Raw genomic sequence first — 24,181 nt, forward strand, 5'->3', positions numbered from 1 at the left:
TTACTACTGAGTCACTTCCGGAAGCGAGACCTGGAGCAGATCTTCCTGAGTGGCTGCTGAAACGGGCTCACCCGTGCGTTGCAGGACGACGGTGAAATTCCACGTCAGGGTCTCCCGCAGGATCGGCACCGAGGCCACCCACCGCGCCCACCCGGGGTGGTAACGGGGCAGGACATCGATCACCGTGACGGCCCCGGCCCTGCGGGCGGTCCGGGCCCACCGCATGGTGCGCGCCGCGCTGATCGGGAAGAGCGATTCCATGTAGCGGTTCTTCGGCTCGCGCCCGTGGATCCGCTGGTAGCGGCGCCGGGCCCGGTGCCCGCCGATCACCAGGTGCCACGGCCCGGTCTCGTGGCCGCCGTGCGGTGACCACCACGGCGTGAACGACACGTAGATCGTTCCGCCGGGCTTGGTCACCCGTACCATCTCGTCGAGCATCGCCTCCGGGTCGGCGACGTGTTCGAGGACGTTCGACGAGTAGGTGACGTCGAGGGAGCCGGTGCGGATCGGCAGGGCGGTGCCGCTGCCGCGGACCATCCCGCTGACGGTGGCGCCGGCCGCGGCGAAGTCGCCGACCGCCGGGTCGATGCCGAGGTACGTGGCACCGGCTTTGCGGAACTCGGACGAGAAGTAGCCCGGCCCGCCGCCCACGTCCAGCACACGGGCGCCCTTGAGGGACACGTACGAGCGGAGCTGGCGTACCGAGTCGGCGGCGAGTGCGGAGTAGAACCGGTCCGGGTCGCTCTGCTCGACGAGGAAGGCCTGGAACAGGGCGACCGACCGGCCCAGTGTGGCGCGGTACGGCTCGGGATCCGGTTCGATGATCGGTTCGTTCACTGGCACCTTCTCGTCGGGGCGGCCGGCCGCGGGCGCGACGGTCGCCGCCACCCAGCAGACCGCCGCCAGCATCGCCAATTGCACGGCTAGCCCGTACGCCCACTCCTGACCGTGCCCGAGCTGGCGCCCGGAGACGGCGACCACGATGCCGATACCGGCGCTCGCGAAGGCGAGCCCGGGCAGCGCGCCCGGCCGCAGCTGGCGCACGATGAGCGCGCCCAGCAGGAAGACGGCGCCGGCCGCACCGCCGATCGCGACCACGAGCGCCATGAGCGGCACCACGATCCAGGCGCCACCGCCCGGAACGGCCCGGAACACCCGCCCGAGCGGCCGGTCGACCACCACCCGGCGGCGAGCGGGCACCAGGGCCAGCAGCACCACGAGCGCCACGCAGGCGGCACCGGCCGCCAGACCGATCCGGTACGGCTCGTCCGGCGTGAACCGCAGCGTCACGGCCCCGCCGGCACCAGCCGGTACGACGAACGCCTGCTGCCACCCGTCCACCCGGACAGCGCGCAGCTCCTGCCCGTCCAGAGTGGCCGCCCAGCCGGCGTTGAGGTTCTCCGGCACCACGAGCAGCGACGCCTCACCGGCACCGACGGTGACCCGGCGCTCGGTCGCCTCCCACCGCTCGATTCTCACGTCCCGCTGCGTGACTGCGGGCGGAGTCGTCGGCGCCCCGTCGCGGACCAGGGTCGCCGACTCCGCCACGAACGCGGCCGACGGCACCGTACGCAGGTGGTGCTCCCCCGCCGTGAGCTGCACGTTCTCGCTCGCGAAGTCGTCGCAGATCGTCACCGGCAGCGCGCGACCGCCGCGGATGTCGTCGAGCGTGCCGGACACCGAGGTCGGGTAGGTCACGCCGTCCAGCTCGACGGCCGGTCCCTGCCCGCACGGCACCGCGAGCGGCGTGGTCCCCGCAGCCGGGGTGAGCATCCCGGACAGGGCCGGCGCCTCGATCTCGGCGATCCCGGCCGGTGCCGGCCAGCCGTTGCCCCGGGGGTCTGCCTCGGCCTTCGACACCGACGTGATCGTCAGCTCGATCCGGTTCGTGGTCACCGCCGGGAAGCGCACCCAGCCGTCCCCGTCCACGGGCGCCTCGACCTGCCGCCCGGGTGTGCTCACCAGCACGTGCTGGGGCCGCCCGGTGATCGGGGTCGCGGGCGTGACCAGGCGGACCCGGTCGAGCCTGCGGGCACCGGTCCAGGCCAGCCGCAGCGTCGGCTTGTCGTCGTCGGGTTCGGCGAGCCAGGCCGTGGCCGGGTCGCCGTCGACCGCCGCGTGGGCACCGGCCGTGACGTCGCCGGTCAGCGTGCTCGACGCGGCGGCGGTCACCGGGCGGTCCAGCGGGACCTGGGTGCCGTCCTTCGGCACGGCGGTGAGCCGCAGGTCGTACGCGGCCTCCACCGGCGCGGTGAAGTACCTGTCGACGCCGAGCGGCTCCTCGCCGGTGCGGGCGAGGAACTGGTCGCACCGGATCTTCCCGTCGCTCGGGAAGCAGGCGCCGCGCTGCTGCGGGGCACGCCGGAACGAGAAGTACGGCGCTGTCGTCGCCGAGGTGTCGGCCGGCACCCGCATCCCGCGCTCGGCGGCGAGCCCGGGGATGCCGAGCTCCCGCAGAGCGACGCTGCCCTGGTAGCCCTGGCGCAGGGCGAGCACGATGACGCGTACCGACGTGGTGAGGCCGGGCAGGGTGGCGAGCCGGTGCGGGCCGGGGGTCTCCGGCACCGTACGGTCCACCGGTCCCTGGTCGGTGACCAGCCGGACCATCGAGACCGGCGCCGAGATCCGCAGGTCGTCCACGAAGTCGACGGTCACCGCGTTGACCCGTTTCGCCGTCTCCAGCTCGACCTGCAGCCACTGGCCGGCGGCTGGTTGGTACGGGTCGGCGCGCCACGCGGTCGCCGGGTCACCGTCGAGCGCGGCGAACGGAAGGGCGGACGGGTCGTTGGCGCCGAGCGAGTCGGCGAAGCTCGTGCCGCTGGACGCTTCGACCGTACGGATGCCCTCATAGGCCGCAACCGTGAGGTGCCCCTTGGCCGGGAACGGGATCAGGTCACTGCGCAGGCGTTTCTGCCTGGTCTCCTCGTCCTCGGTGAGGGTCTGGCTGACGTTGTCGCGGATCCGGCCGATGTTCAGCTCCCGGCGGCGCAGGCCGTCGGTGACGATCGTCTGCCCGGCGGCCTCGGGCACACCCAGCTTGCCGCCGGCGTCGCCGGAGAGCACCGCGGGCTGCCGGCTGTCGATCAGGCCCTTGTCCAGCAACTCCAGCAGCGACTCGGGGCCGCCGCTGACCACCGGCACGTCGGCGAGCCTCGTCGCCGAGGCGACCGGGACGTCCCGGCTTACCTCGTAGACCTCGATCGCCGGCGCCGAGACACCGGCGTCGGCCGGGCTGATCGCCGTGCCGCCGGCGCCGACCTGCGGGCCGAACGTGGCGGCCCGCGTCAGGCCCGGCGAACCGGCGATGGCCTGGCGTACCACGGCAATCGGCGGCGCGCCGGTAGCGGTCCGGTCCAGGTCGTGCCGGACCAGCAGGTAGCGGTAGCCGGCGCGGGCCAGGAACGCGGACAGGGCCGGTGAGCCGCGGCCCTGGGCGAGCACGGTCTCCACGGCGTCCATCACCCGGATGTTGCCCTCGGAGCCGAGCGGGATCTGGTTGCGGGTGGACCAGGGTGCGTCGGCGAGCGGCTGGATCGGCTCGTCGACGGTACGGCCCCAGGTGTGCTGGGCGAAGCCGGAACCCGGCACGACGAGCGTGCGGTCCCGCGCGTCCTGGTCGGCCAGCCAGCTGGTGGCCTGGCTCCAGTACGGGGGGACCGACGACCAGCCGGGACCGGGGCGCAGCAGCAGCATCCAGGCGGGTGCCGCGGCGGCGATCAGCAGCAGCGCGACCACGGGGGCGGCGGGCAGCCGGAAGCGGAAGCGGCGCCAGGAGAGGGCCTGGCTGGCGGCGTAGGCGAGGCCCAGGGCGATCGGCAGGCGCAGCACGGGTTCGAACTTGTGCACGTTGCGCAGCGGGGCGAGCGGGCCGTCGAGCAGCTCCCGGATCTGCGGTGCGAACGGGCTGTCCAGCGTGCCGACGTACCCCATGGTCAGCAGGGCCAGGCCGGTGAGCGCGCCGAACACCAGGAACCGCCGCTCGGGCAGCCCGCGTGAGCCGAGACCGACGAGGCCGATCGCGGCGACGAGCGCGGTCACGATCATCAGGCCCGGGTTGTCGACGAGGATCCAGCCCGCCGGCCACCACGGTTCACCCTGGACGATGTAGCCGACCCACTGGTTGGTGCCGCGCATCGCCTGGAAGAGCGAGGTCACCGCGGTGGTCGTACCGGAGGACTCGATGAAGTCCAGGAACGGCAGGCTGTACTCGCCGAAGAGCAGGAGCGGCACGATCCACCAGAGGGTCGCCCCGAGGACGCAGAGGCCCCACCAGAACATCAGCGAGAACAGGTGCCGGTCCCAGCGCCGGGTCAGCAGCCACACCCCGGGCAGCACCAGCGCCATCACCACGGCGGCGGCGTTGATGCCGGCCATGAAGAGCACGGCCAGGGCGGAGAGGGCCGCGGCTCGGCGGGCGGAACCGATGCGGCGTACGCACACGAGCGGCAGCAGCACCCAGGGCAGGAACACCACCGGCAGCATCTCCGAGGAGAGCGGCCCGATCTCGGTGAGCATCCGGGGCGCCAGCGCGTACGCCAGCGCACCGAGCACCCGTCCCGCCTCGTTGCCGATCCGCAGGGCGCGGGCCAGCAGCAGGACACCGAAGTACGCCGCGCAGAGCAGCAGCGCGGACCAGACCCGCTGGGTGATCCACGGCGGGATGCCGAGCATGTCGCCGGCCGCGAAGAACGGCGCCATCGGGAACAGGTAGCCGTACGCCTGCTGCTGAAGCTCGCCCGAGGTCGCCCACGGGTTCCACAGGTGCAGGGCGCGGGCCATGAAGCCGAGCGGGTTCTGGACGAGGTCCAGCTTGGTGTCGAACGTGGTCTCCCCGGGACGCTGCACGAAGGCGGCGACCACGAGCAGCAGCGCTCCGCCGGCGGCGAGCCAGGAGCGTCGGGGGGCGGTTGGTGTGGCAGCCACGGTGGGCGTCCGCTCCCGGAGGGCGGCAGTCATCGGCGGCACTCCGGGGGCAGGCAACTGAATTCGGCGAGCGCAGTGTAGAAGATCTCCCGGATTCCGGAAGGCTTGGCGGTGAGGGCGACCTGGCCCCCGGTCACCTTGGCGATCTGGTTGAGCTCGTCGGGGTCGATGTCCGGCCCGACGCCGATGAACAGGATCGGCAGCGGCCGTTTCCGGTCGACCATCTTCCGCAGGTCACGTAGCAACTCGGACCGTTTGATGCCGTCGGCGTTGTCGTCCCGGCCGTCGGTGAGGATCAGGACCATGTTGATCCGGCCGGGCCGCCAGTTGCGGGTGCCGTCCCGGTAGGCGGCGAGCGTCGTGTTGTACAGGCCGGTCGCGCCGTTCGGCTTGACCTTCATCTCGCCCACCGTCTTGATCATCTCTTCGCGGCGCGGGCCGAGCGGGCCGACCGGGATCACCTCCCGGTAGTCGCGGCCGCCGTCGAGGTCGGTGGAGAACTCCCACACACCAAGCTCGGTGGTGCCCAGCAGCAGGTTGGAGCCCTCCTGCGCGGCCTTGATGGTGGCCGACATCCGGGTCTCGCTGGACCCGGGCACGGCCGCGGCCATCGAGCCGGAGATGTCGAAGACGGCGAGCATCCGGGCGCTGATGTGCACCCCGCCCCACGCGTTGAGCAGGTCCTCGACCGCGGCCTCGGCGGGCAGGGCGGCGGGCGGGTAGTCGGTCTTGCGGATCTGGGTGCCGGCCGGGATCTTCTCCGGCGCCGCACCGGCGGGGGTACGCAGCCCGTACCCGGTGAAGGTGGCGGCGCCGTCGGCGGCGAGCATGGCGCGCAACAACGCCGTGGCCGTCTCCCGCCCCTCGGCGCCCGGGGTCAGGACGGCGTACGGGTAGTCGGGTCCCGGCACAGCTGCCGGCGGGTAGACCGCGACCTGCGGTTTGCCGCCGGTCGTGGTGGCGCGCAGAACCTGCTGCTCGGTGCTGACCACGGCGGTCTCGTCCTTGCCGGGGCCGGTCGGGTCGGGTGCGGCCTCGCCCGCCGTGGACACGGTGTCCTTGGAGAGCCGCCGCATGATCTTCGCCGTTCCGGCCGCGTCGGACTTGGCGAGGCCCTTGATCCCGACCAGCGCCGCGAACCCGAGCGGGCTGGTCGCCGGGTCGGGCAGCAGCACCGGGACCGGGGGCTTGCCGGCCGCGACCAGGGCCGGCCAGCTGAGGTCCCGTTTGCCGGTGAGGCGGGTCGCCGTGCGCTCGTCGAGCGCGAGCACGATCGGGGTGTTCGCCACCGAGACGCCGTCAGCGGGCACCTGGAAGGCGCCGACGGCACGCGCCCGCCGCAGCCAGAGCGTGGATTCGGGCAGCCACACATCGGGCGCCTCGGTGATCGCGGCGCTCGAACTCGGCGACGGATCCGCCGAAGCGGACGACGAGACCGCCAGCGTCTCCGGTGCGGCGCGCGACACGGTCCGCAGTACCTCCGACGACTCCCGCGCCTCGACGATGAGGTCGAGGCAGCGCTGCCGGCCGGCGAGCCGGTCGGCGACCGCGCGGACCGGGCGGGCGATGCTCGGCGCCGCCGCCACCCGCAGCGTGGTCCGCTCGGCGCACGGCGGATCTTTACGGGTCCGCTCGAGATATGTGACGCCGACCCAGCCGCCGAGAACCGCGACCAACGCGACGCTCAGCAGCGCAACCGGCCAAAACTCGGGTCGCGCGCGAAGGCTCCCCTCGCTCACGCAGTTCCTCCATTTGTTACGCGCCCGTTGCGGTTACTCCGAAGGCTGCCCTACTGTGACGCGACCGCGAATCGTACTCGCTAGTAGGGGTGCAGAGTAGACCATGACGGACGCATGCCGCGGTCACATCCTGTTCCTGAACTGGAGGGACACCCACCACCCCGAGGGTGGTGGATCCGAGCTGTTCCTGGAACGGATCGCCGCGGAACTGATCGGCAAGGGCTATCAGGTCACCCTCCTCTGCCAGGCGTACGGTAACGCGCTCGCCGAAGAGACCAACCCTGACGGAATGCGGATCATACGACGCGGCGGCCGGCACACCGTCTACCTGTTCGCCGCCCTCGTCTACCTGGTCGGCGTGCTCGGCATCGGCCAGCTGTCCCGCCGTCACCGCGGACGTCCGGATCTGATCATCGACGTCGGCAACGGCATGCCGTTCCTGAGCCGCCTCTACGCCCGCCGCCCGGTGATCGCGCTGGTCCACCACGTGCACCGCGAGCAGTGGCCGGTCGTGTTCGGACCGCGGGTCGCCCGGATCGGCTGGTGGATCGAGTCGCGGCTGGCGATCCGGGTCTACCGGCGATGCCAATACATAACAGTGTCCGAATCCACCCGCGAGGAGCTGGTCGGCCTCGGCGTCGATCGGCACCGCATCTCGGTGGTGCACAACGGCACACCGGAGGTCACCGCCGAGCTGGTTCCGCCGACCCCGAACCCGAGCCTGATGGTGCTCGGCCGGCTGGTGCCGCACAAGCGGGTCGAGATCGCGCTGCGGGTCACCGCGCTGCTCTCCACCGAGTTGCCCGACATCGAGCTGGTGGTCGCCGGGCAGGGCTGGTGGGACGAGCCGCTCACCACGCTCGCCGCCGACCTGGGGATCGAGGACCGGGTCCGGTTCACCGGGTTCGTGTCCGAGGAGCACAAGCACGATCTGCTCTGCGGTTCGTGGCTGCTGCTGATGCCCTCGCTCAAGGAGGGCTGGGGGCTGACCATCGTCGAGGCCGGTGCCCGGGGCACGCCGTCGGTGGCTTTCCGGTCCGCGGGCGGCGTGGCCGATGCCATGGCCGACGGGGAGACCGGCGTGCTGGTCGAGGACGAGTACGAGTTCTTCCGTGCGGTGCGGTCACTGGTGATGGACCGCCGGCGGCGCACCGCCATGGGATCGGCGGCCGCGGCACACGCCCGCCGATTCACCTGGGAGAAAGCCGGAGAGGCCTTCTCCCAGGTGGTCGCCGGACAACTCGCCGGTGATCAGCCGAAGCCGGCTGGTCAGCGAGTGCCGTAAACCGAGCTCTCCAGATCGGCCGTGGTGCCGGTCGTGCTGGCGACGTGCTCGGCCGACGGGCTCACCGCACCGACGGTCGCAAGAACACCGACGACACCGAGGACACCCCCGGCGACGGCAGCGATGACGAACGTGGCCAACTTGGCCATTTTTGTTCCTCCCCGGACTCGTGGGTGCGCGGACGGTATCACGATCTACGGCGTCCGAGCAGCAGTGCGAGAGCAGCTATGACCACAATGTTACCGGCGAGTATGTGAGCTGTCAGGGCGGGCACCCGGCGGCTCGCCGCGGAGAGCCGCACGCCCGCCGGAACGGCCGGGTTCTCCCACAGTTGGAGAGCGGGTCCGGCGTACGCCAGGCGCAGTCCGGACAAGGCACCGGGCTCGGTCGCGCCGCGGACCAGTACCCAGCGCACCCCCAGTTCGGCGGCGGGGCGGCCCGCCTTCAGAAGTGCCCAGGCCGTGGCGGCACGCGGGCTCTCCCCGTCGACAGTCACCGCACCCACTCGCAGGGCGTCGTTCATCAGCACCGGGGCGTCAAGGTAACGGGGTGCGGGGTCGCGGACCACGACATCGCGGTTCCAGCCGTAGCGCTGGTAGCCCTCGAACGGCAGCGACAGCACCTCGCCCGGTGCGGCGGCCACCCGAGCGGCCACCTCGTCCCAGTCCGCCGGGTAGTGCACCGGGCGCAGCGCGCCGGCGGCACCGAACGCCAGATCCGGCATCACCACGATCGGCAGCAGCAGCGCGCCCGCGAACAGCACGTGCCCGGCGGCCGGCTCGAACCTGCGGGTCAGCCGCTCAGCGAGGGCCTCCGCGCCGAGGGCGAACCCGAGGGCGAGCGCGAGCGCGTACGGAATCAGGAACTTCTGCCCGTCCCGCAGCAGGCCGCCGCCCGGCACATGCGCGACCAGCCACTCCAGCAGGGGCGCGGTCGGACCGGCACCGGCCGCGGCCAGCGCAAACCCACCCGCGGCCAGGAACAGCAACCGGTCGGCGCCACCTCCCCATCGGGTGCGCAGCACCCGCAACCCGACCACGGCGACCGCCAGCAGCAGCACCGTCACGAACGGGACCAATACCGATGTGCGGCTGGCCGGCACGGTCTGCGCGTTCCAGATGCCGCCGGTGCCGGCCAGCGCCGTCCAGGAGCCGGCCCAATTCTCCGCCCGCGCCGCGAACTGGGCGACACCCTCCGGATCCGAACGACCACCGGCCGCGCTGCTCAGCGATGCCACCAGCCAGGGCGCGTTCAGGGCCGCGACGGCGGCGAGGGCCAGGACGGTCGCGCGCGACCGCAGCGGGAGCAGGACAGCGATCGTCACCAGCGCGATCAGGCCGCCGGTCGGCGTCACCGCTGCGGGCGCGGCCGCCAGAACCAGCCGGGGCAGTACCAGCGGACGGCCGTCGCGCAGGTCGCGCGCGGCGATGACAAGCCAGGGCAGGCAGGCGTACGCAAGAAGCAGCGCCCACTGCCCGAGCAGCAGGCGTTCGGCGAGAAAGGGTGTCCAGGCGAACGCCAGCGCGGCCACCGCACGGGTGACCGTCCGCTCGGACGGCACCAGGCGGGCGGCGCCGAGAGCGGCCAGGTACACGACGGCGATCAGCGCGATCCGCTGCAACAGCCAGCCCGGTGCGACCACGTTGGCCAGCGACACCAGCGCGTCCAGCGGCACCGCCCGGGGCAGCGCGTCGGCCGGTGCGATCATCTCCCAGCTCAGCGCCTGTCTCGGCACGAAGACCATGTCGTAGCGCAGGACGTAACCGGGCAGGGCCAGCGGCGCGAGCACCACCGCGGTGATACCGGCGGCGATCGCGTGCGGCTTCAGCCTCTCGCTCACCCGCCGACCGGCACCGGGTTCAGCTCACCGACGGCGATCTCGTTGGTGCACACGCTCGACTTCTTGTCGAGGACGTCCACCTGCACGTCGGGTCCGCTGCCCCAGACGATCAGGAAGATCGCGTTCAGGCCGCGCCGCACGTCGAACCCGACCGGCTTCTCCACGCCGATCCGCACCGTCGCCGAGGTGTCCCGGTCGCTGAGGTAGGCGATGCGCACCACGTGCCAGTACGCGGGGACGCTCGACTCGAGCGGGATCCGGGTGGTCCGCTTGCCCACCTGGTAACCGCAACCGGTCAGCGGACCCGGTCGCGCCTTGACACCGGAGACCCAGGCCGGGCGGATGTGGCCCTCCTTGTCGAAGACCGAGACCTCCCGGGCCTGCGTGACGAAGACCGGACCGGACTCGAGCGGCGCGAAGAACCGGGACTGCATGTTGTACGGCCCGGACAGCGGCCCGACCACCTCCTCCGGGACCGGCTCGTCCATGAAGACCGTGCCGGCCGGCATCGTGGCGAGGTCGGCCCGGGCGTTGGCCAGGTAGTCCCGGCCCGCCTTGAGCGACCACTCGTCACCGAACCGGATCCCGGTCAGGGCGGCGCTCGCGAGCAGCGCCACGAGGCCGCCGACAAGCACCGGCTGCCGCAGCCGGGCCAGGAACTCCGGCACCGGCCGGACCGCGGGCGCCTCGCCCTCGATCCCGTCACGCCGCAGGCCGCACAGCGCGGCTCCGATGGCGATCGCCGCGACCACCATGACGTCAGCGATGTAGCGGGGCACCGCGCCGGCGACCGCGCTGTAGACCGAGCCCATCCGGGTCGCGCCGAGCAGGCCCGCGACCAGCGCGGTGTAGAGGAGCACGAGCAGCCAGGCGCGGGCGGCGGCGGTGCCGCGCCGCCAGATGGTGAACCCGATGAACGCCACCACCACGGCCAGCGAGACCCACCGGAGGGCGTCGGTCGTCGCGGTGATCGGGGCGCCGTCACCGGCCGGGAACCACATCCACGGCCCGCCCAGCAGGCCCGGCACGAGCGTCTGCCCGAACATCTGCGTCACGAACTCGACGACCTCGGTGACCGAGGACGGGCGGCGCAGCGACGAGATGGAGATCGTGAGGTACGTGGCCAGGAAGCTCACCGAGATCAGCGTCAGCAGCAGCCAGGACTGCCACCAGCGGCGGATCGTCGTCCACACCGCCCGGATCGGCCCGCCGGGTGCGTACAGGCAGAGGGTCATCAGGAAGACCAGCGCGACCGTGAGCATGGCCTTCTCGAAGAAGGCGAGGCCAAGCACGACCGAGAGCCCGAGCGTCACCAGGTGCCGGGGGCGGCGGGTCCGGATGTACTTCACCTGCGCGCCAACGGCCAGGATCATCGCGAGCTGCATCGGCAGCATGTTGATCCCGACGGCCCACCAGGAGGTGGCCTCCAGCGTCAGCGGGCTGAACAGGAACACCGTCAGCGGGACCAGCAGGGTCCAGCCGGGCAGCAGCATGAGCCGCAGCAACCGGTAGAGCGCGATGCTCACCGCGGCCTGGCCGGCCACCAGCAGCACGAGGAACGGGACGTAGCCGAAACCGCCGAACCGCAGCGTCAACCAGCTGACCAGGTGCCCGGCCGGCATCAGGTGGTTGTTGAAGAGGCCGAACAGGTAGTCCGGTACGAGCCCGTTGGCGTCGGCGAGCGAGAGCATCGGGAAGTCGTCGTACGACAGGTATCCACGGTGGGCGATCGCGGCGCGGGCCGCCAGACTGACCACGATGAGCGCGGCGGCGACGGTCGTCAGGGAGACGCCGATGGAGGGCGTCGCCCGGGTGTCCGCCGGCGGCGTCGAGGAGTCGGTTGCGGGGTGTGAGGCCAAGGGCACGACAGCAGGGTGCCACAACCTGGCGACGGAGTGGCAGATGACCTTGCTTCCCGTGCCGCTTGCCTGGGGCTTGCGGTGCCCGTTGCTGCATGTGGCTGAACGAGCACTAGACCTGAATGTTTCTCGCCAGTAACCTCGCACGGGCCAGCACCAGAACGCGATTGCGAGGCGACATGACACAACCCGGCAACGCGGTCGACATTTGCGTGGTGGGGGGCTGCGGCCGGGTCGGATTACCCCTGGGTGTCGCGCTCGCGTCACGCGGCCTGTCGGTCGTCCTGTACGACATCGACGCCGCGGCCGTGGACCGGGTCAACAGCGGGGTCATGCCGTTCGCCGAGGAGGGCGCCTCCGAGCCCCTCGCCGAGGCGATCACCACCGGCCGCCTGCGGGCCACCACCGACCCCGCGAGCGTCGGGCTCGCCGACGCCGTGGTCGTGGTCGTCGGCACCCCGGTTGACCAGCACCTCAACCCCGACCTGGGCGCGGTGCCGCGGGCCATCGAGCGCTGCGTCGAGCACCTGCACGACGGCCAGCTGATCGTGCTGCGCAGCACGGTCTACCCGGGCGTGACCGCGCTGACCGAGAAGCTGCTCGTCAAGCACGGCCTCACCGTGGACGTGGCGTTCTGTCCCGAGCGGATCGCCGAGGGCCGGGCGATGACCGAGCTCTTCACGCTGCCGCAGATCGTCTCCGCGCGGACTCCGCAGGCGATGGACCGGGCCGAGAAGCTCTTCCGGAACCTGACCGGCTCGATCGTCCGGCTGGAGCCGGAGGAGGCCGAGCTGGCGAAGCTGTACACCAATACCTGGCGCTATCTGAAGTTCGCGGCGGCGAACCAGTTCTGGATGATGGCCAACGACTTCGGGCTCGACTTCGCCCGGATCCGGCACGCCGTCACCTTCGAGTACCCGCGCGCCGCCGACCTGCCGATGCCCGGATTCGCCGCCGGTCCGTGCCTGCTCAAGGACACGATGCAGCTCGCGGCGTTCAACCGGAACAACTTCGTGCTCGGCCACTCGGCGATGCTGATCAACGAGGGTCTCCCGCTCTACCTGGTGTCCCGGCTGGAGGATCGCTTCAACCTCGCCGACATGACCGTCGGCATCCTGGGGATGGCGTTCAAGGGCGGCAGCGACGATCCTCGCGACAGCCTCGCCTACAAGCTGAAGAAGATCCTGACGCTCAAGGCGCGGGAGACACTCTGCACCGATCCCTACGTGGCCGACGACCGGTTGCTGCCGCTCGACGAGGTGCTCGAACGGGCCGATCTGCTGGTGATCGCGGCGCCGCACCTGGACTACGCGGAACTCACGACCGAGAAACCGCTGGTGGACATGTGGGGCCTGACCGGAAAGGGCGTGCTGGTGTGATTCCACGGGTCTCGGTGGTCATTCCGGTCTACAACGAGGGCGAGGGCGTGGTCCGCCACCTCGAGCGGATCCTGCGCGAGGTGCTGCTGCCGGCCGAGATCCTGGTCGTGCACGACATGCCCGAGGACACCACGGTGCCCTACGCGAAGGAGATCGCGCTCAAGGATCCGCGGGTCCGCACCATTCTCAACACCTACGGGCGGGGCCCGGCGAACGCGATCCGCTTCGGTATCGACGCCGCCCGTGCACCGGTCGCGGTCGTGACGATGGCCGACGGGTGCGACGACCCACAGCAGATCGACGACCTCGCCCGGCTCGTCGACCGTGGCGTGGTGGTCGCGGCGGCATCCCGTTACATGCCCGGTGGGCAGCAGGTCGGCGGGCCGCGGTTCAAGCGGATGGCCTCGCGCTGGGCGGGACGCACGCTGAGCTGGTTCGCCCGGGTCGGCACCCGGGACGCGACGAACAGCTTCAAGGCGTACGACACAGATTTTGTTCGTCTTGTGGGTATCGAGTCGAACACCGGGTTCGAGATCGGCATCGAGCTGACCGCGAAGGCCACCCGGCTGCACCGCCCGGTCGCGGAGATCCCCACGATCTGGCTGGACCGGCAGCTCGGCGAGTCGCACTTCGACGTGGGCCGGTTCATGCCGAGCTACCTCCGCTGGTATTTTTTCGCGTTCGGCAGGCGCCTGTCGGACGAACAACTCGCCGCCCGCTGGGCGGCCCGGAGGCCGGTCACGGCACCGGTTCCTGACAAGGAAGGCACCCCGGCATGACGAAGGTCCTGGTGACCGGCTCCGCCGGATTCATCGGCGGATACCTGGTCTCCGAACTGCTCGGCCGCGGCCACGAGGTGGTCGGGCTGGACAACTTCTCGAAGTACGGTCCGGTGGCGCACAGCTACGACGACCACCCGAACTTCCGGTTCGTCGAGGGGGACGCCCGCGACGTCGACCTGCTCATCGACCTGCTGACCGGTTGCGATCACTTCATCGCGGGCGCGGCGATGATCGGCGGCATCTCCTACTTCCACGCGTACGCGTACGACCTGCTCGCCACGAACGAGCGGATCATGGCGTCCTCGTGCGACGCGGCGATCGCGGCGCACCGGTCCGGGACGCTGAAGAAGGTCACCTACGTGTCGTCGTCGATGGTGTTCGAGTCGACCGACAGGTGGCCGAGCAAGGAGGGCGACCAGCGGCTCATCCCACCGCCGCAGTCGTCGTACGGGTTCCAGAAGCTCGCCGTGGAGTACTACGCCCGCGCCGCCTGGGACCAGTACAAGCTGCCCTACACCATCGTGCGGCCGTTCAACTGCGTCGGCGTCGGCGAGGGCCGGGCGCTCGGCGAGGCCGAGGTGCTCTCCGGCAACGTGAAGCTGGCCATGTCGCACGTCGTACCGGACCTGGTGCAGAAGGTGCTCAAGGGTCAGGATCCGCTGCACATCCTCGGTGCCGGTGACCAGGTGCGGCACTACACGTACGGCGGGGACCTCGCCCGCGGCATCATCACCGCGATGGAGCACGAGGCGGCCGGCAACGACGACTTCAACCTGTCGACGGCCGAGTCCACCACGGTTCTCCAGCTCGCCGAGCTGATCTGGCGCAAGATCAAGGGACCGGACGTGCCGTTCCGCTACGTCAGCGACGAACCGTTCGCGCACGACGTGGCGATGCGGGTGCCGGACGTGGCCAAAGCGCGAGAGGTCCTCGGCTTCAACGCTGAGACCACCCTCGACGCGATGCTCGACGAGGTGATTCCGTGGATCACTCAGGCAGTGGCGGACGGCCGCTTGTAGGCGGGTCCTCCTCACCGGTACCGCCCGCGGCCGCCCAGGAACTGTCCGAGCTGGCCGCGGAGCCGTCGGCCGGCCGCAGGATCGGGCTCGCCGGTGCGGCGGTCGCCCTGGCCAGTGCGGTCACCAGCGCCTTCGGCTACGTCGTGCCGGTGCTCGGCGCCCGTACGCTCAGCGCCGCCGACCTCGGCGCGCTCGCGACGGTGCTGGCTATCGTCGCGATCGCCAGCGTGCCCGGCATGGGCCTGCAGATCGCGGTGGCCGTGCAGCGGGCCAAGAACCCGGGCTCGACCGCGCGGCACGTCGGGTGGATCACCGCCGCCGTGTGCGCGGGCCTCGTCGCGCTGCTGACGCCGCTCGCCGGGCCGGCGTTCGACCTGCCGCCGACGGTGATGCTGCTGCTCGCCGTCTACACCGGCGCGATCGTGGTGGCCGGCCGCTGGCTGGGCCAGCTCCAGGGCGACGAGCGCTTCATGCGGCTCGCGCTCGGCATGGCCGTCCTGGCGGCGGGACGGTACGGCGGACTGGTTGCCGGGCTGCTGCTCGGCGCGGGGCTGACCGGCTCGGTGCTGATCGGCACCGTCGTGTCGCTGGTGATCCCGGCCGTGCTGACCGTCGTGGCCCGGGTACCGGGCACGGTGCCCGGCGACCGCGGTGTCTCGCCGAAACAGGTGATCACCGCCTGCTCGGCGACGCTGGCGATGCTGGTCGTCTCGTACGCCGACCTGCTCCTCGCCCGCGCCCTGCTGACGGCGGACGTCTCCGGGGCCTACGCGGTCGGCACCGTGCTCACCAAGGGCGCGATGTGGGCGCCGCAGGTGGTCACCGTGCTCGCCCTCCCCAGGCTCGCCCAGGGCAGCAAGCGGGCACTGACCGTGTCGATCGGGCTGGTCGCCGGCTCCGGCACCCTGTTGATCCTGGCGTCCGCGCTGGCCGGCGGGCTGGCCTTCCGGTTCGCCGGCGGTGAGGACTACGTCGATCTCGGCCGGTACGCGCCGGTGTTCGCCCTGACCGGTGCGCTCTACGCACTGGTGTTCGTGCTGGTCAACGCGCAGGTGGCGGCCGGGGCCAAGTGGCCGTCGGCACCGCTGTGGGTGTCGACAGCGGTGCTTGTCGTGGCTGCCTGGCTGGTGCCGCACACGTTCGCGGCGATCATGTGGTGTGCGGCGGGTACGGCGACTCTGGCGCTGGCGACCACCGCGTACGCGACGGTCCGCAGCCGCCGGGCCTGAGCCTTTCCCGTCCGGGCCCGGCTTCAACGTTTCACCGCCTCGCCGGTTGCGGCCACTACCCCCTTCAGGGCCGTCTGCCGCCGGGACGGGTTAGGCCGTCCAGGCCTGATTCGCCGCCACGGCCCGCACTCCGGCCGCACCCGCGCTGTCGGCCGTTAACTTCCCTGGCACCGGTTTCTCATACCGGGCAAGCGACGCCAGAGGAGCAATAATGGTGGATACGGCCGCGCACGATGACGAAACCCCCGAAATCGGCCGCCGTGCGCTGCTGGCCGGATCGGTAGCCGCGGCAGGCGCAGTGGGCTGCGGCGCTCTTCCCGCCGCCGCCGCTCCCCACCCCGGCCCCGGCGACCCGCGGTTCCCGTTCAAGTGGAAACACTCGGTCTACGGGATGCGCGGCAACGACATCGCGATCCGGTCCGGGCGCGGACGGGAGGGCCGCTTCGGGGTGATGTTCAAGCGGGAGGCCGCCTTCTCGCCGCCGGACGAGCTGATCAAGTCGCTCGCCGCCCAGATGGGCGAGCCGAGCGGGCCCAACCCTGCCGACTTCGACAACCCGCGGATCCCGGCCGGTTTCACGTTCCTCGGCCAGTTCATCGACCACGACATGACCCTGGACCGGACCCCGCTCCCCGAGCAGGAAGCCGACCCGCGCGGCCTGACCAACTTCGGCACACCCCAGTTCGACCTGGGTTCGCTCTACGGTCGCGGTCCGCGTCTCGACCCGCAACTGTACGAGGCCGACCGCACCCGGATGAAGGTCGTCCGCAACCCGAACGGCGTCGACGACCTGCCCCGCAACGCCGACGGTGCCGCCTACCTCGGTGACCCGCGCAACGACGAGAACCTGATCGTCTCCCAGCTCCACCTGGCGTTCGCAAAGTTCCACAACCGCTGCCTGTCCACCCGGCTGGCCCGCAGCCTGGCCGACGCCCAGCGCCTGACCCGCTGGCACTTCCAGTGGATCATCGTGCACGACTTCCTGGAGAAGGTCGTCGGACCCGAGGTGGTGGGCCGTTTCCTGGACACCCGCGGCCGGGTGCGGCAGGAGTTCTACCGGCCGATGAACCCGAACCGGCCGATGATGCCGATCGAGTACTCGGTCGCCGCCTACCGCTTCGGGCACAGCATGATCCGGGCCGGCTACCTGCTGAACCAGCGCACCACCCCGCCCGCGGCAGCCGCCATCTTCGGCGCCGAGGGCAGCGACCTGCGCGGCGGCCGCCAGCTGCCGTCCCGCCTCGAGATCGACTGGTGGCACTTCTTCGACGTACCCGGCAAGCCCACCACACCGCGCAACCAGGCCCGCCGGATCGACGGCAAGCTCTCCCTGCCGCTGTTCAACCTGCCCGCCAGCGTGGTACCCGACGGAACGCCGTCGCTCGCCGAACGCAACCTGATCCGGGGCAAGCGCCTCGGCCTGCCGGCCGGCCAGGACGTCGCGGCCCGGATGGGTGTCACGCCGCTCACCAACGCGCAGCTGGGCCTGCCCGACCCGGACAACGCGGGGTGGCAGGGTAAGGCGCCGCTCTGGTTCTACATCCTCAAGGAGGCGGAGTTGTCCTACGCCGGGGAACGCCTCGGGCCGGTCGGCGGGCGCATCGTCGCCGAGGTCATCATCGGCATCCTCGGCCTGGACCGGAACAGCTACCTGCGCGTCAACCCGCGGTGGCGCCCGTCCGCACCGATCGCCCCGGTCCCGGGCCAATTCCGCGCCGGCGACTTCCTGAAGTTCGCGCTCGCCCTCTAGGAGATTCGGGCTGTGGCGCCGTAGGCGTCGATGTAGGAGGGCGCGGGTTCTTCGGGGCGCCATCTGGTGATGGGGACGAGGCCTGGGTCGAGCAGGGCGAGGTCGCCGAAGAGGGACTTGAGGTCGGTCGGGGCGCGCAGGATGTAGGGGACGCCGCCGCTGTTCGCGAGACGTTCGGCGCCCTCGACGACCGCGGCGGTGGTGTTGGTGCCGTCCCAGAGCACCAGGTGGCTGCCGGCCGGGAGGGCGGCGACGGTCCGGGACACGATGGAGCGGGCGACGTCGAGGTCGGGTTCGTAACCGAGGACGCCCATGAACATGACGGCTACCGGGCGACTGAGGTCCAGAGTCTTGGCGGCTTCGGTGAGGATCAGGTCCGGCTCGTGATAGTCGGCGTGCACATAGGTGGCACGGTCCGGGAGCTTCGAGGCGTAGGTGAGAACGAGTGGATCCTTGTCGACATAGACGACACGGGCGCCGGGGGCGACCTCGTGGGTGTTCTGCATGGTGGGCAGGCCGGTGCCGATGTCGAGGAACTGGCTGATTCCGGCCTCGGTGGAGAGATGGCGGACCACCCGGATCAGGAAGCGGCGTGATTCGCGGGCCATCAGCGCGATCTCGGGATAGACCTGGGCCACCGCGTCACCGGCGGCCCGATCGGCGGGGAAGTTGTCGGTGCCGCCCATCCAGTAATTCCACATGCGCGCCGCGTGCGGCACGTCCGATTCCAACCCAGGGTCGGTCATGGATCAATTTCTATTCAATTCGGCGCTGGAGGGCAAGGGTCGGCGGTTCAGCGCGCGCACAGGTGCCCTACCTCCTTAGGGTGATCACATGGGCCCCACTCTGAGCGCGAAGAAGTCGAAGTCCGCGCTGCGTTCCTCCGCGAGCATCTCTCTGCAGACGATCCTCGTCCTGCTCATGGCGTGGGTGGCGGTGTGGCTGCTGGGAAAGATGTGGTCGATCGTCTGGCCTCTCGTCGTGGCACTGCTGATCACCACGCTGACGTGGCCGCCGGTGCGGTTCCTGCGCCGGCACAAGTGGCCGCCGGCGCTCGCCGCGTCGCTGGTCACCGTGCTGTTCCTGGTGCTGGCGGCGGGCATCCTGGTCGGCATCGTCGCGCCGGTGGCGTCCGAGTCGCCCGAGCTGGCCACCGGCGTGTCCAACGGGATCAAGACGGTCAGCGACTGGGCCGCCGGTCCGCCGCTGAACATCGGCGACGACGAGGTCAACTCGGCCACGAACGCCGCCGTCGAACGGCTCCAGAACAGTGTCGGCAGCATCGCGACGGCCACCCTGACCGGTGTCACCACAGTGGTGAACGGTCTGGTGACCACGATCCTGGCGCTGTTCCTGATGTTCTTCTTCCTCAAGGACGGGCCGCGCTTCCTGCCGTGGCTGGGCCGGCAACTGCCGGGCAGGCTCTCCGTGGACGTGCCGATCGTTGCGGCGCGCGGGTGGGAGACCTTGGGGGCTTTCGTACGGTCGCAAGCGTTCGTCGGTCTGCTGGACGCGGTCGCGATCGGCATCGGACTGTGGATCGTCGGTGTTCCGCTGGTGCTCCCGCTCGCCGTACTGACGTTCGTGGCGGCGTTCGTACCGATCGTCGGCGCGCTCTTCGCCGGCTTCGTCGCGGTGCTGATCGCGCTGGTGTCCAACGGCTGGACGGACGCGCTGATCGTGCTCGGCATCATCGTCGCGGTGCAGCAACTCGAGGGCAACGTCTTCCAGCCGATGGTGCAGAGCCGCGGCCTGGGCCTGCACGCCGGCGTGGTGCTGCTCGCCGTGACGCTGGGCAGCAGCCTGTACGGCATCGTCGGCGCCCTGCTCGCCGTACCGGTGGCGGCCCTGATCGCCGTGCTCTGGACCTATGTGCGTGAACAGCTCAGCGACTCGCCGGAGCCACCGCGCGAGGACCCGGCCGACGAAGTCGCCGAAAAGGCACAACATGAGCCCGAGGTCGCCTGACCGCCACGGTTAGAGTGAGCCACGTGGATGTCTCCGACGAGGACACGAGGCTCCGCGATCGGCTCGTCTTCGGCGACGAGGACGCGTTCGGTGAGGTGTACGAGCAGTACAACGCACTCGTCCACACCATCGCCGTCCGGGTCACCCGCAACGACCGCGCCGCCGAGGACGTCGCCCAGGAGGTGTTCCTCTCCTTCTGGGAGCGGCCGTTCGCGTTCGACCCGGCGAAGGGCAGCCTGCGCGGCTGGCTCGCGATGATCGCGCACCGCCGGGCGGTGGACCTGGTCCGGCGCGAGGAGGCGCACCGCCGCGGCACCCAGTCGCCGCGGCTGAGCGCCGACGCGCTGAGCGGCGGCGACCCGGTCGCCGATCAGGTCACCGACGCGGACACCACGCATCGGCTACGGGTGGCGCTGGGTTCCCTTCCGGAGCCGCTGCACAGCGCGATCACGTTGGCATATCTGCAGGGACGGACCTACCGTGAAGTAGCGGCCGAGTTGGGCCTGCCGGAGGGCACGGCCAAGTCGCGGCTGCGCGAGGCGTTACGCCGATTGACGGTGACGATGGGCGACCACGTTGCCGGCCCGGAGGACCGATGAACCACGACCACGAGACGATCTCCCAGCTCATCGGGGCGTGGGCGGTGGACGCCTGCTCGCCGGAGGAGGCGTCGCTCGTACAGGCCCATCTGCCCGGCTGCACGATCTGCACCGGTGAGGCGCACACGCTCCGGGCCACAGCGACAGCGCTTCTCACGCCGGCTCCGGCGGGGCTGCGCGAGCGGTTGCACGCGGCGATGCCACTGCGGCGGCGGCCGGCTCCCCGGGCCCCGGGCTACGCGAAGCCGTACGCCGCCCAGGTTGCCGCCCTTGATCTTCTGCTCTCCGCTCTCGGTTCTGGAGAGTGGCAGCTGATCGCGGCATATGAGCGGATGACCGTTCGTGATCTGCTGGCCCACCTCATGGAGGTGGACGGGGTGGTCGCCGGGGCGCTCGGGCTGCCGGTCCGGACCACACCGTCGCTGGATTCGTGGCGGGAGCAGGCCGAAGCGGTGTGCCGTGCCCTGCCGCACGAGCCGGACAACGGGGTGACGGTGAAGCTGGGCCGGCGGATGACGGTGGCGGACGCGCTGCTGGCGCGGGCGTTCGAGACGTGGATCCACACCGAGGACATCGCCGGGGCGACGGGCAGCCCCACTGTCACGCCGCTGCCGTCGCACCTGCATCCGATGGCTGATCTGGCGGTTCGGATGCTGCCGGCGGTGACCGGCAGAGTGGTGACCGGCCGGTCGATCAGCCTGCACCTCACCGGGGAAGGCGGCGGGAGGTGGACTGTGCCTGTCTCGGCCGGTCCCGTCGTCTCGGAGTCCGATGCCGGGGTGACCGTCGACGTCGTCGAGTTCTGCCGGCTGGTGGGTGACCGGCGTGAGCCTTCGCTCCTCGATGTGGAGATCAGCGGGGATCCCGTGCTGGCGCGGGAGTGGCTGGCCGCGGTGCCGGCGCTCGCTCCGTACCCCTGATCCTCTGGCGCTCCACTAACCTGGACATGTAGTGTCCAGGTTATGAAGATGAGCGAGGGCGTCGAGTGGGCGCTACACACCTGCCTCAACCTGACCTGGTCACCCGATGACCAGGCGGTTCCGGCCGGGAAACTCGCCGCCTTCTACGAGCTGCCCCCCGCGTACCTCAACAAGCAGATGCAGGCACTGGCTCGCGCCGGCATCGTCACCTCGACGCCGGGGCCGCGCGGCGGCTTCCGGCTCGCCCGCGGCCCGGAGCGGATCACGCTGCTCGACGTGGTCGTCGCGATCGAGGGCGCGGAGGAGGCGTTCCGCTGCAACGAGCTGCTCAAGAAGGGTCCGGGCGCCGATCCGGGCGTGGACTACCGGCAGGCCTGCCGGATCTCGCAGGCGATGCGACGAGCCGACCTGGCCTGGCGTAAGGAACTCGCCGGCGTGACCCTCGCCGACATCAAAGCGTCGGTGGAAGAGCAGCACCCGGCCACGCCGGGCAACACCGCTCATCGATTCACGGCCCTGCGCTCGTGAGTTTTTCGGCACTTAATCCTGGACATTATTTGTCCAGATCTAGGGGGAAGCAATGAACCTCACCTCTGTCGTCCGCGGCCAGGTCTGGCTGCCCGGTGACGCCGGCTTCGACACCGCCCGGCGCCCGTGGAACCTCGCGATCGAACAACCGGTGGCAGCCGTCGTCGAAGCGGCTGATGCCGCCGATGTCGCCGCGCTCGTCCGGCACGCCGCGGCTTCCGGGCTCACCGTCACCACTCAGGCCAACGGGCATGGCGCGACCGGCCGTACCGAAGACACGATTTTGATCCGCACCCGCCGCCTGGACGAGCTCTCGATCGACGCCACCGCCCGCCTCGCACGGATCGGCGCCGGCGTCGCCTCCGGACGCCTCCAGGCGGCCGCCGCCCCACACGGCCTGACCGGGCTGCCCGGCAGTTCACCGGTCGTCAGCGTCACCGGAGTGGCGCTCGGCGGAGGGCTCAGCTGGTTCGGCCGCGCACACGGCTGGGTCGGCGACAGCGTCATCGCCTTCGACGTGGTGGATGCGTCCGGCACCCAGCGCCAGGTCACCGTGTCCTCCGACCCCGACCTGTTCTGGGCGCTGCGCGGCGGTGGTGGCGAGTTCGCCGTGGTCACCGCCCTCACGATGAAGCTCCACGCTGCTCCTTCGCTGTACGGCGGCCGCGTCCTCTGGGACCTGGCCGACGCGCCCGCCGTCGTCGACGCCTACCGGCGGATCGTCGCCACCGCCCCCAGCGAACTCACCGTCTGGCTGGATCTGCTGCACTTCCCCGGCGCCTCGCCCATGATCGCTATCGACGCCACCCACCTGGGCCCCGAAGCCACCGCCCGCGAGTTGCTGTCGCCGCTCGACTCGCTACCCACCCCGCTCTCCGACACCCGCCGTGTCATGACCGTCGACGAACTCGGCTCGATCACCGCGGAGCCGACAGACCCGAGCGCCGGCCTCTCCCACTGCGAACTACTGACCGCCTTCGACGACGAGGTCGCCGCCACCCTGCTCGCCGAGCCGATCGCGCCGCTGCTCAGCGTCCAGATTCGGCATCTCGGCGGTGCGTTCGCTCAGCCGTCCGACAGTCCGCATGGGCCGCTCACCGAGCCGTTCGCGCTGTATCTTTTCGGCCTTCCGACGGACCCGGCCGGAGTGCTGGCCAAGCAGGCGGCCTATGCGAAGGCGTTGCCGGTGAGCGGGCGGAAGCCGTTTACCTTCCTCAATGCGCAGGAGGCTGCCGGCGACGCCTTTGGGGCGGTGGCCATGGATCGGCTGCGTTCGCTGAAGAGGCAGCGGGATCCGCATTCGGTGCTGCGCGGCAACTTTCCCCTGAGTGACCTTCCCCTCCGCTGAATTGGTGGTTCGGCAGCGGGGCGGTGCTTGATCGCGGACGCTGGTTAACCGTGCGTCAACGCCTCTCCGCCGCCCTTGCCTGTCTACTGGGCGTCGCCCTCCTCCATCCGTCTGCCGCTGCCGCCGCCGCTGTCGCCGCCGCTGCCGCCGCCGCTGCCGCTGCCGCCGCGGCGCAGGTCGCGCACGTCGTCCGGCCCGGCGATACGCTGGCGACGATCGCGGCTCGGCATGACGTCACGCTTACTGACCTGCGCCGCTGGAACGGCCTGGCCCCCGGCTATCGGCCGCAGGTCGACGGGCTGCTCCGGCTGACCGCTCCGGCCGCGCCGCTGCCTGCCTGGCGGACCCGCACGGAGACCGTGACCGCAACCGAGGCCAATGGCAGTGCCACCAGGAAGTGTCCGGTCAAGGCAGCCGACCTCCGCCGGATCTGGGTCCGCTACATCGACTTCCAGGGCACCGCCCGCGAGGGCAACCTGATCATGCACCGCTCGCTGGCGGTGCCCGCACAGAGGGCGTTCGCGGCCCTCTACCGGTGGCGCTTCCCGGTCCTGGTGATGCAGCCGGCCTCGGTCAACATGCCCGGCCTCACCGACAAGAGCGTCCTGACCAGCGGGTACGAGTGCCGTTATGTGGCCGGCACGACGACGTGGTCACAGCATTCGTACGGCCGGGCTATCGACGTGAACCCCCGCCAGAACCCGATGATCCGCGGCACCTACCTGGACCCACCGAACAGCGCGACGTGGTTGGCCCGCAAGCACTACTGGCCCGGCATGATGCACGCAAAGGGTGCAGTGCGCGCCTTCACGGCGAACGGGTTCGCATGGGGCGGCCGCTGGTCAACCTTGAAGGACTACATGCATTTCAGTACGAACGACCGCTGACACCCTCCCGACGTGCACGTCTCCCAGCCCTGCCCGCCCCAACCCGGCTGGGCGGGAGAGGTGCTTCCGGCGGCGAAACACACCCCTGGGAGCCAGCCGAGCCAACCAGCTGGACGTCAGAGGGGC

The 24,181-nt window shown here is 71.0% G+C and carries 18 protein-coding genes; 12 read left to right on the forward strand and 6 right to left on the reverse strand.

Translation table 11 applies throughout. The annotated features are described in order from the left end of the window. Positions 1–3: 3 nt before the first annotated feature. Together ACFQV6_RS38025 and ACFQV6_RS38030 are read right to left on the reverse strand one after the other, a co-directional pair. Positions 4–4,956, reverse strand: a complete 4,953-nt coding sequence (locus ACFQV6_RS38025; RefSeq protein WP_378032550.1) for an alpha-(1->3)-arabinofuranosyltransferase family protein — start codon at positions 4,954–4,956, stop codon at positions 4–6. Beyond that, positions 4,953–6,662: a substrate-binding domain-containing protein gene (locus tag ACFQV6_RS38030; RefSeq protein WP_378032551.1), complete on the reverse strand. Its 1,710-nt coding sequence runs from the start codon at positions 6,660–6,662 to the stop codon at positions 4,953–4,955. Before ACFQV6_RS38030 ends, ACFQV6_RS38025 begins: the two co-directional genes overlap by 4 nt. A 103-nt stretch (positions 6,663–6,765) precedes the next feature. Between ACFQV6_RS38030 and ACFQV6_RS38035 the strand changes: the two genes are divergently transcribed. Continuing rightward, the gene (locus tag ACFQV6_RS38035; RefSeq protein ID WP_378032552.1) at positions 6,766–7,947 is read left to right on the forward strand and encodes a glycosyltransferase family 4 protein; all 1,182 of its coding nucleotides are present in this window, start codon (positions 6,766–6,768) and stop codon (positions 7,945–7,947) included. Here ACFQV6_RS38035 and ACFQV6_RS38040 read toward each other — a convergent pair. The 3 genes from ACFQV6_RS38040 to ACFQV6_RS38050 are packed head-to-tail and all read right to left on the reverse strand — an operon-like array spanning position 7,932 to position 11,652. Continuing rightward, positions 7,932–8,096 (reverse strand): hypothetical protein, encoded by a 165-nt coding sequence (locus ACFQV6_RS38040; protein WP_378032553.1) that lies wholly within the window; start codon positions 8,094–8,096, stop codon positions 7,932–7,934. The genes ACFQV6_RS38035 and ACFQV6_RS38040 overlap by 16 nt on opposite strands. A gap of 38 nt (positions 8,097–8,134) precedes the next feature. After that, positions 8,135–9,787, reverse strand: coding sequence for a hypothetical protein (locus ACFQV6_RS38045; RefSeq protein WP_378032554.1), 1,653 nt, complete (start codon positions 9,785–9,787; stop codon positions 8,135–8,137). Beyond that, positions 9,784–11,652 (reverse strand): hypothetical protein, encoded by a 1,869-nt coding sequence (locus ACFQV6_RS38050; RefSeq protein WP_378032555.1) that lies wholly within the window; start codon positions 11,650–11,652, stop codon positions 9,784–9,786. The genes ACFQV6_RS38045 and ACFQV6_RS38050 overlap by 4 nt, the downstream gene beginning before the upstream one ends. Before the next feature lie 173 nt (positions 11,653–11,825). Here ACFQV6_RS38050 and ACFQV6_RS38055 point away from each other — a divergent pair, with 173 nt between their 5' ends. From ACFQV6_RS38055 to ACFQV6_RS38075, 5 genes are all read left to right on the forward strand, one after another. After that, the gene (locus tag ACFQV6_RS38055; RefSeq protein WP_378032556.1) at positions 11,826–13,025 is read left to right on the forward strand and encodes a nucleotide sugar dehydrogenase; all 1,200 of its coding nucleotides are present in this window, start codon (positions 11,826–11,828) and stop codon (positions 13,023–13,025) included. Then, complete coding sequence (locus ACFQV6_RS38060; RefSeq protein WP_378032557.1) at positions 13,022–13,804, forward strand: glycosyltransferase family 2 protein; 783 nt, start codon at positions 13,022–13,024, stop codon at positions 13,802–13,804. Before ACFQV6_RS38055 ends, ACFQV6_RS38060 begins: the two co-directional genes overlap by 4 nt. Further along, positions 13,801–14,826 (forward strand): NAD-dependent epimerase/dehydratase family protein, encoded by a 1,026-nt coding sequence (locus ACFQV6_RS38065; RefSeq protein ID WP_378032558.1) that lies wholly within the window; start codon positions 13,801–13,803, stop codon positions 14,824–14,826. The genes ACFQV6_RS38060 and ACFQV6_RS38065 overlap by 4 nt, the downstream gene beginning before the upstream one ends. After that, positions 14,790–16,055 carry a polysaccharide biosynthesis protein gene (locus ACFQV6_RS38070; RefSeq protein WP_378032559.1) on the forward strand — a complete coding sequence of 422 codons (1,266 nt, stop codon included), beginning with the start codon at positions 14,790–14,792 and terminating at the stop codon, positions 16,053–16,055. Before ACFQV6_RS38065 ends, ACFQV6_RS38070 begins: the two co-directional genes overlap by 37 nt. A 211-nt stretch (positions 16,056–16,266) precedes the next feature. Continuing rightward, the gene (locus tag ACFQV6_RS38075) at positions 16,267–17,805 is read left to right on the forward strand and encodes a heme peroxidase family protein (RefSeq protein WP_378032560.1); all 1,539 of its coding nucleotides are present in this window, start codon (positions 16,267–16,269) and stop codon (positions 17,803–17,805) included. Here the strand turns inward: ACFQV6_RS38075 and ACFQV6_RS38080 are convergent. Next, positions 17,802–18,551, reverse strand: coding sequence for an SAM-dependent methyltransferase (locus ACFQV6_RS38080; RefSeq protein WP_378032561.1), 750 nt, complete (start codon positions 18,549–18,551; stop codon positions 17,802–17,804). The two genes, ACFQV6_RS38075 and ACFQV6_RS38080, sit on opposite strands and share 4 nt — an antisense overlap. A gap of 88 nt (positions 18,552–18,639) precedes the next feature. On the opposite strand from ACFQV6_RS38080, the gene ACFQV6_RS38085 reads away from it, so the two are divergent. The 6 genes from ACFQV6_RS38085 to ACFQV6_RS38110 are packed head-to-tail and all read left to right on the forward strand — an operon-like array spanning position 18,640 to position 24,055. Beyond that, positions 18,640–19,773 (forward strand): AI-2E family transporter, encoded by a 1,134-nt coding sequence (locus tag ACFQV6_RS38085; protein WP_378032562.1) that lies wholly within the window; start codon positions 18,640–18,642, stop codon positions 19,771–19,773. A 23-nt stretch (positions 19,774–19,796) separates the two neighbouring features. Beyond that, complete coding sequence (locus ACFQV6_RS38090; RefSeq protein ID WP_378032563.1) at positions 19,797–20,372, forward strand: sigma-70 family RNA polymerase sigma factor; 576 nt, start codon at positions 19,797–19,799, stop codon at positions 20,370–20,372. Further along, the gene (locus ACFQV6_RS38095; RefSeq protein ID WP_378032564.1) at positions 20,369–21,292 is read left to right on the forward strand and encodes a maleylpyruvate isomerase N-terminal domain-containing protein; all 924 of its coding nucleotides are present in this window, start codon (positions 20,369–20,371) and stop codon (positions 21,290–21,292) included. Before ACFQV6_RS38090 ends, ACFQV6_RS38095 begins: the two co-directional genes overlap by 4 nt. Before the next feature lie 42 nt (positions 21,293–21,334). After that, positions 21,335–21,820: an RrF2 family transcriptional regulator gene (locus ACFQV6_RS38100; protein ID WP_378032565.1), complete on the forward strand. Its 486-nt coding sequence runs from the start codon at positions 21,335–21,337 to the stop codon at positions 21,818–21,820. A gap of 52 nt (positions 21,821–21,872) precedes the next feature. Beyond that, on the forward strand, positions 21,873–23,168 hold the full coding sequence (locus tag ACFQV6_RS38105) for an FAD-binding oxidoreductase (RefSeq protein WP_378032566.1): 1,296 nt from the start codon (positions 21,873–21,875) through the stop codon (positions 23,166–23,168). A 50-nt stretch (positions 23,169–23,218) separates the two neighbouring features. Next, a complete protein-coding gene (locus tag ACFQV6_RS38110) occupies positions 23,219–24,055 on the forward strand; it encodes a M15 family metallopeptidase (protein WP_378032567.1) in 837 nt (278 codons plus the stop codon). Positions 24,056–24,181 lie beyond the last annotated feature (126 nt).

It is taken from the genome of Actinoplanes sp. GCM10030250 (assembly GCF_042666575.1).
Classification (GTDB): Bacteria; Actinomycetota; Actinomycetes; order Mycobacteriales; family Micromonosporaceae; genus Actinoplanes.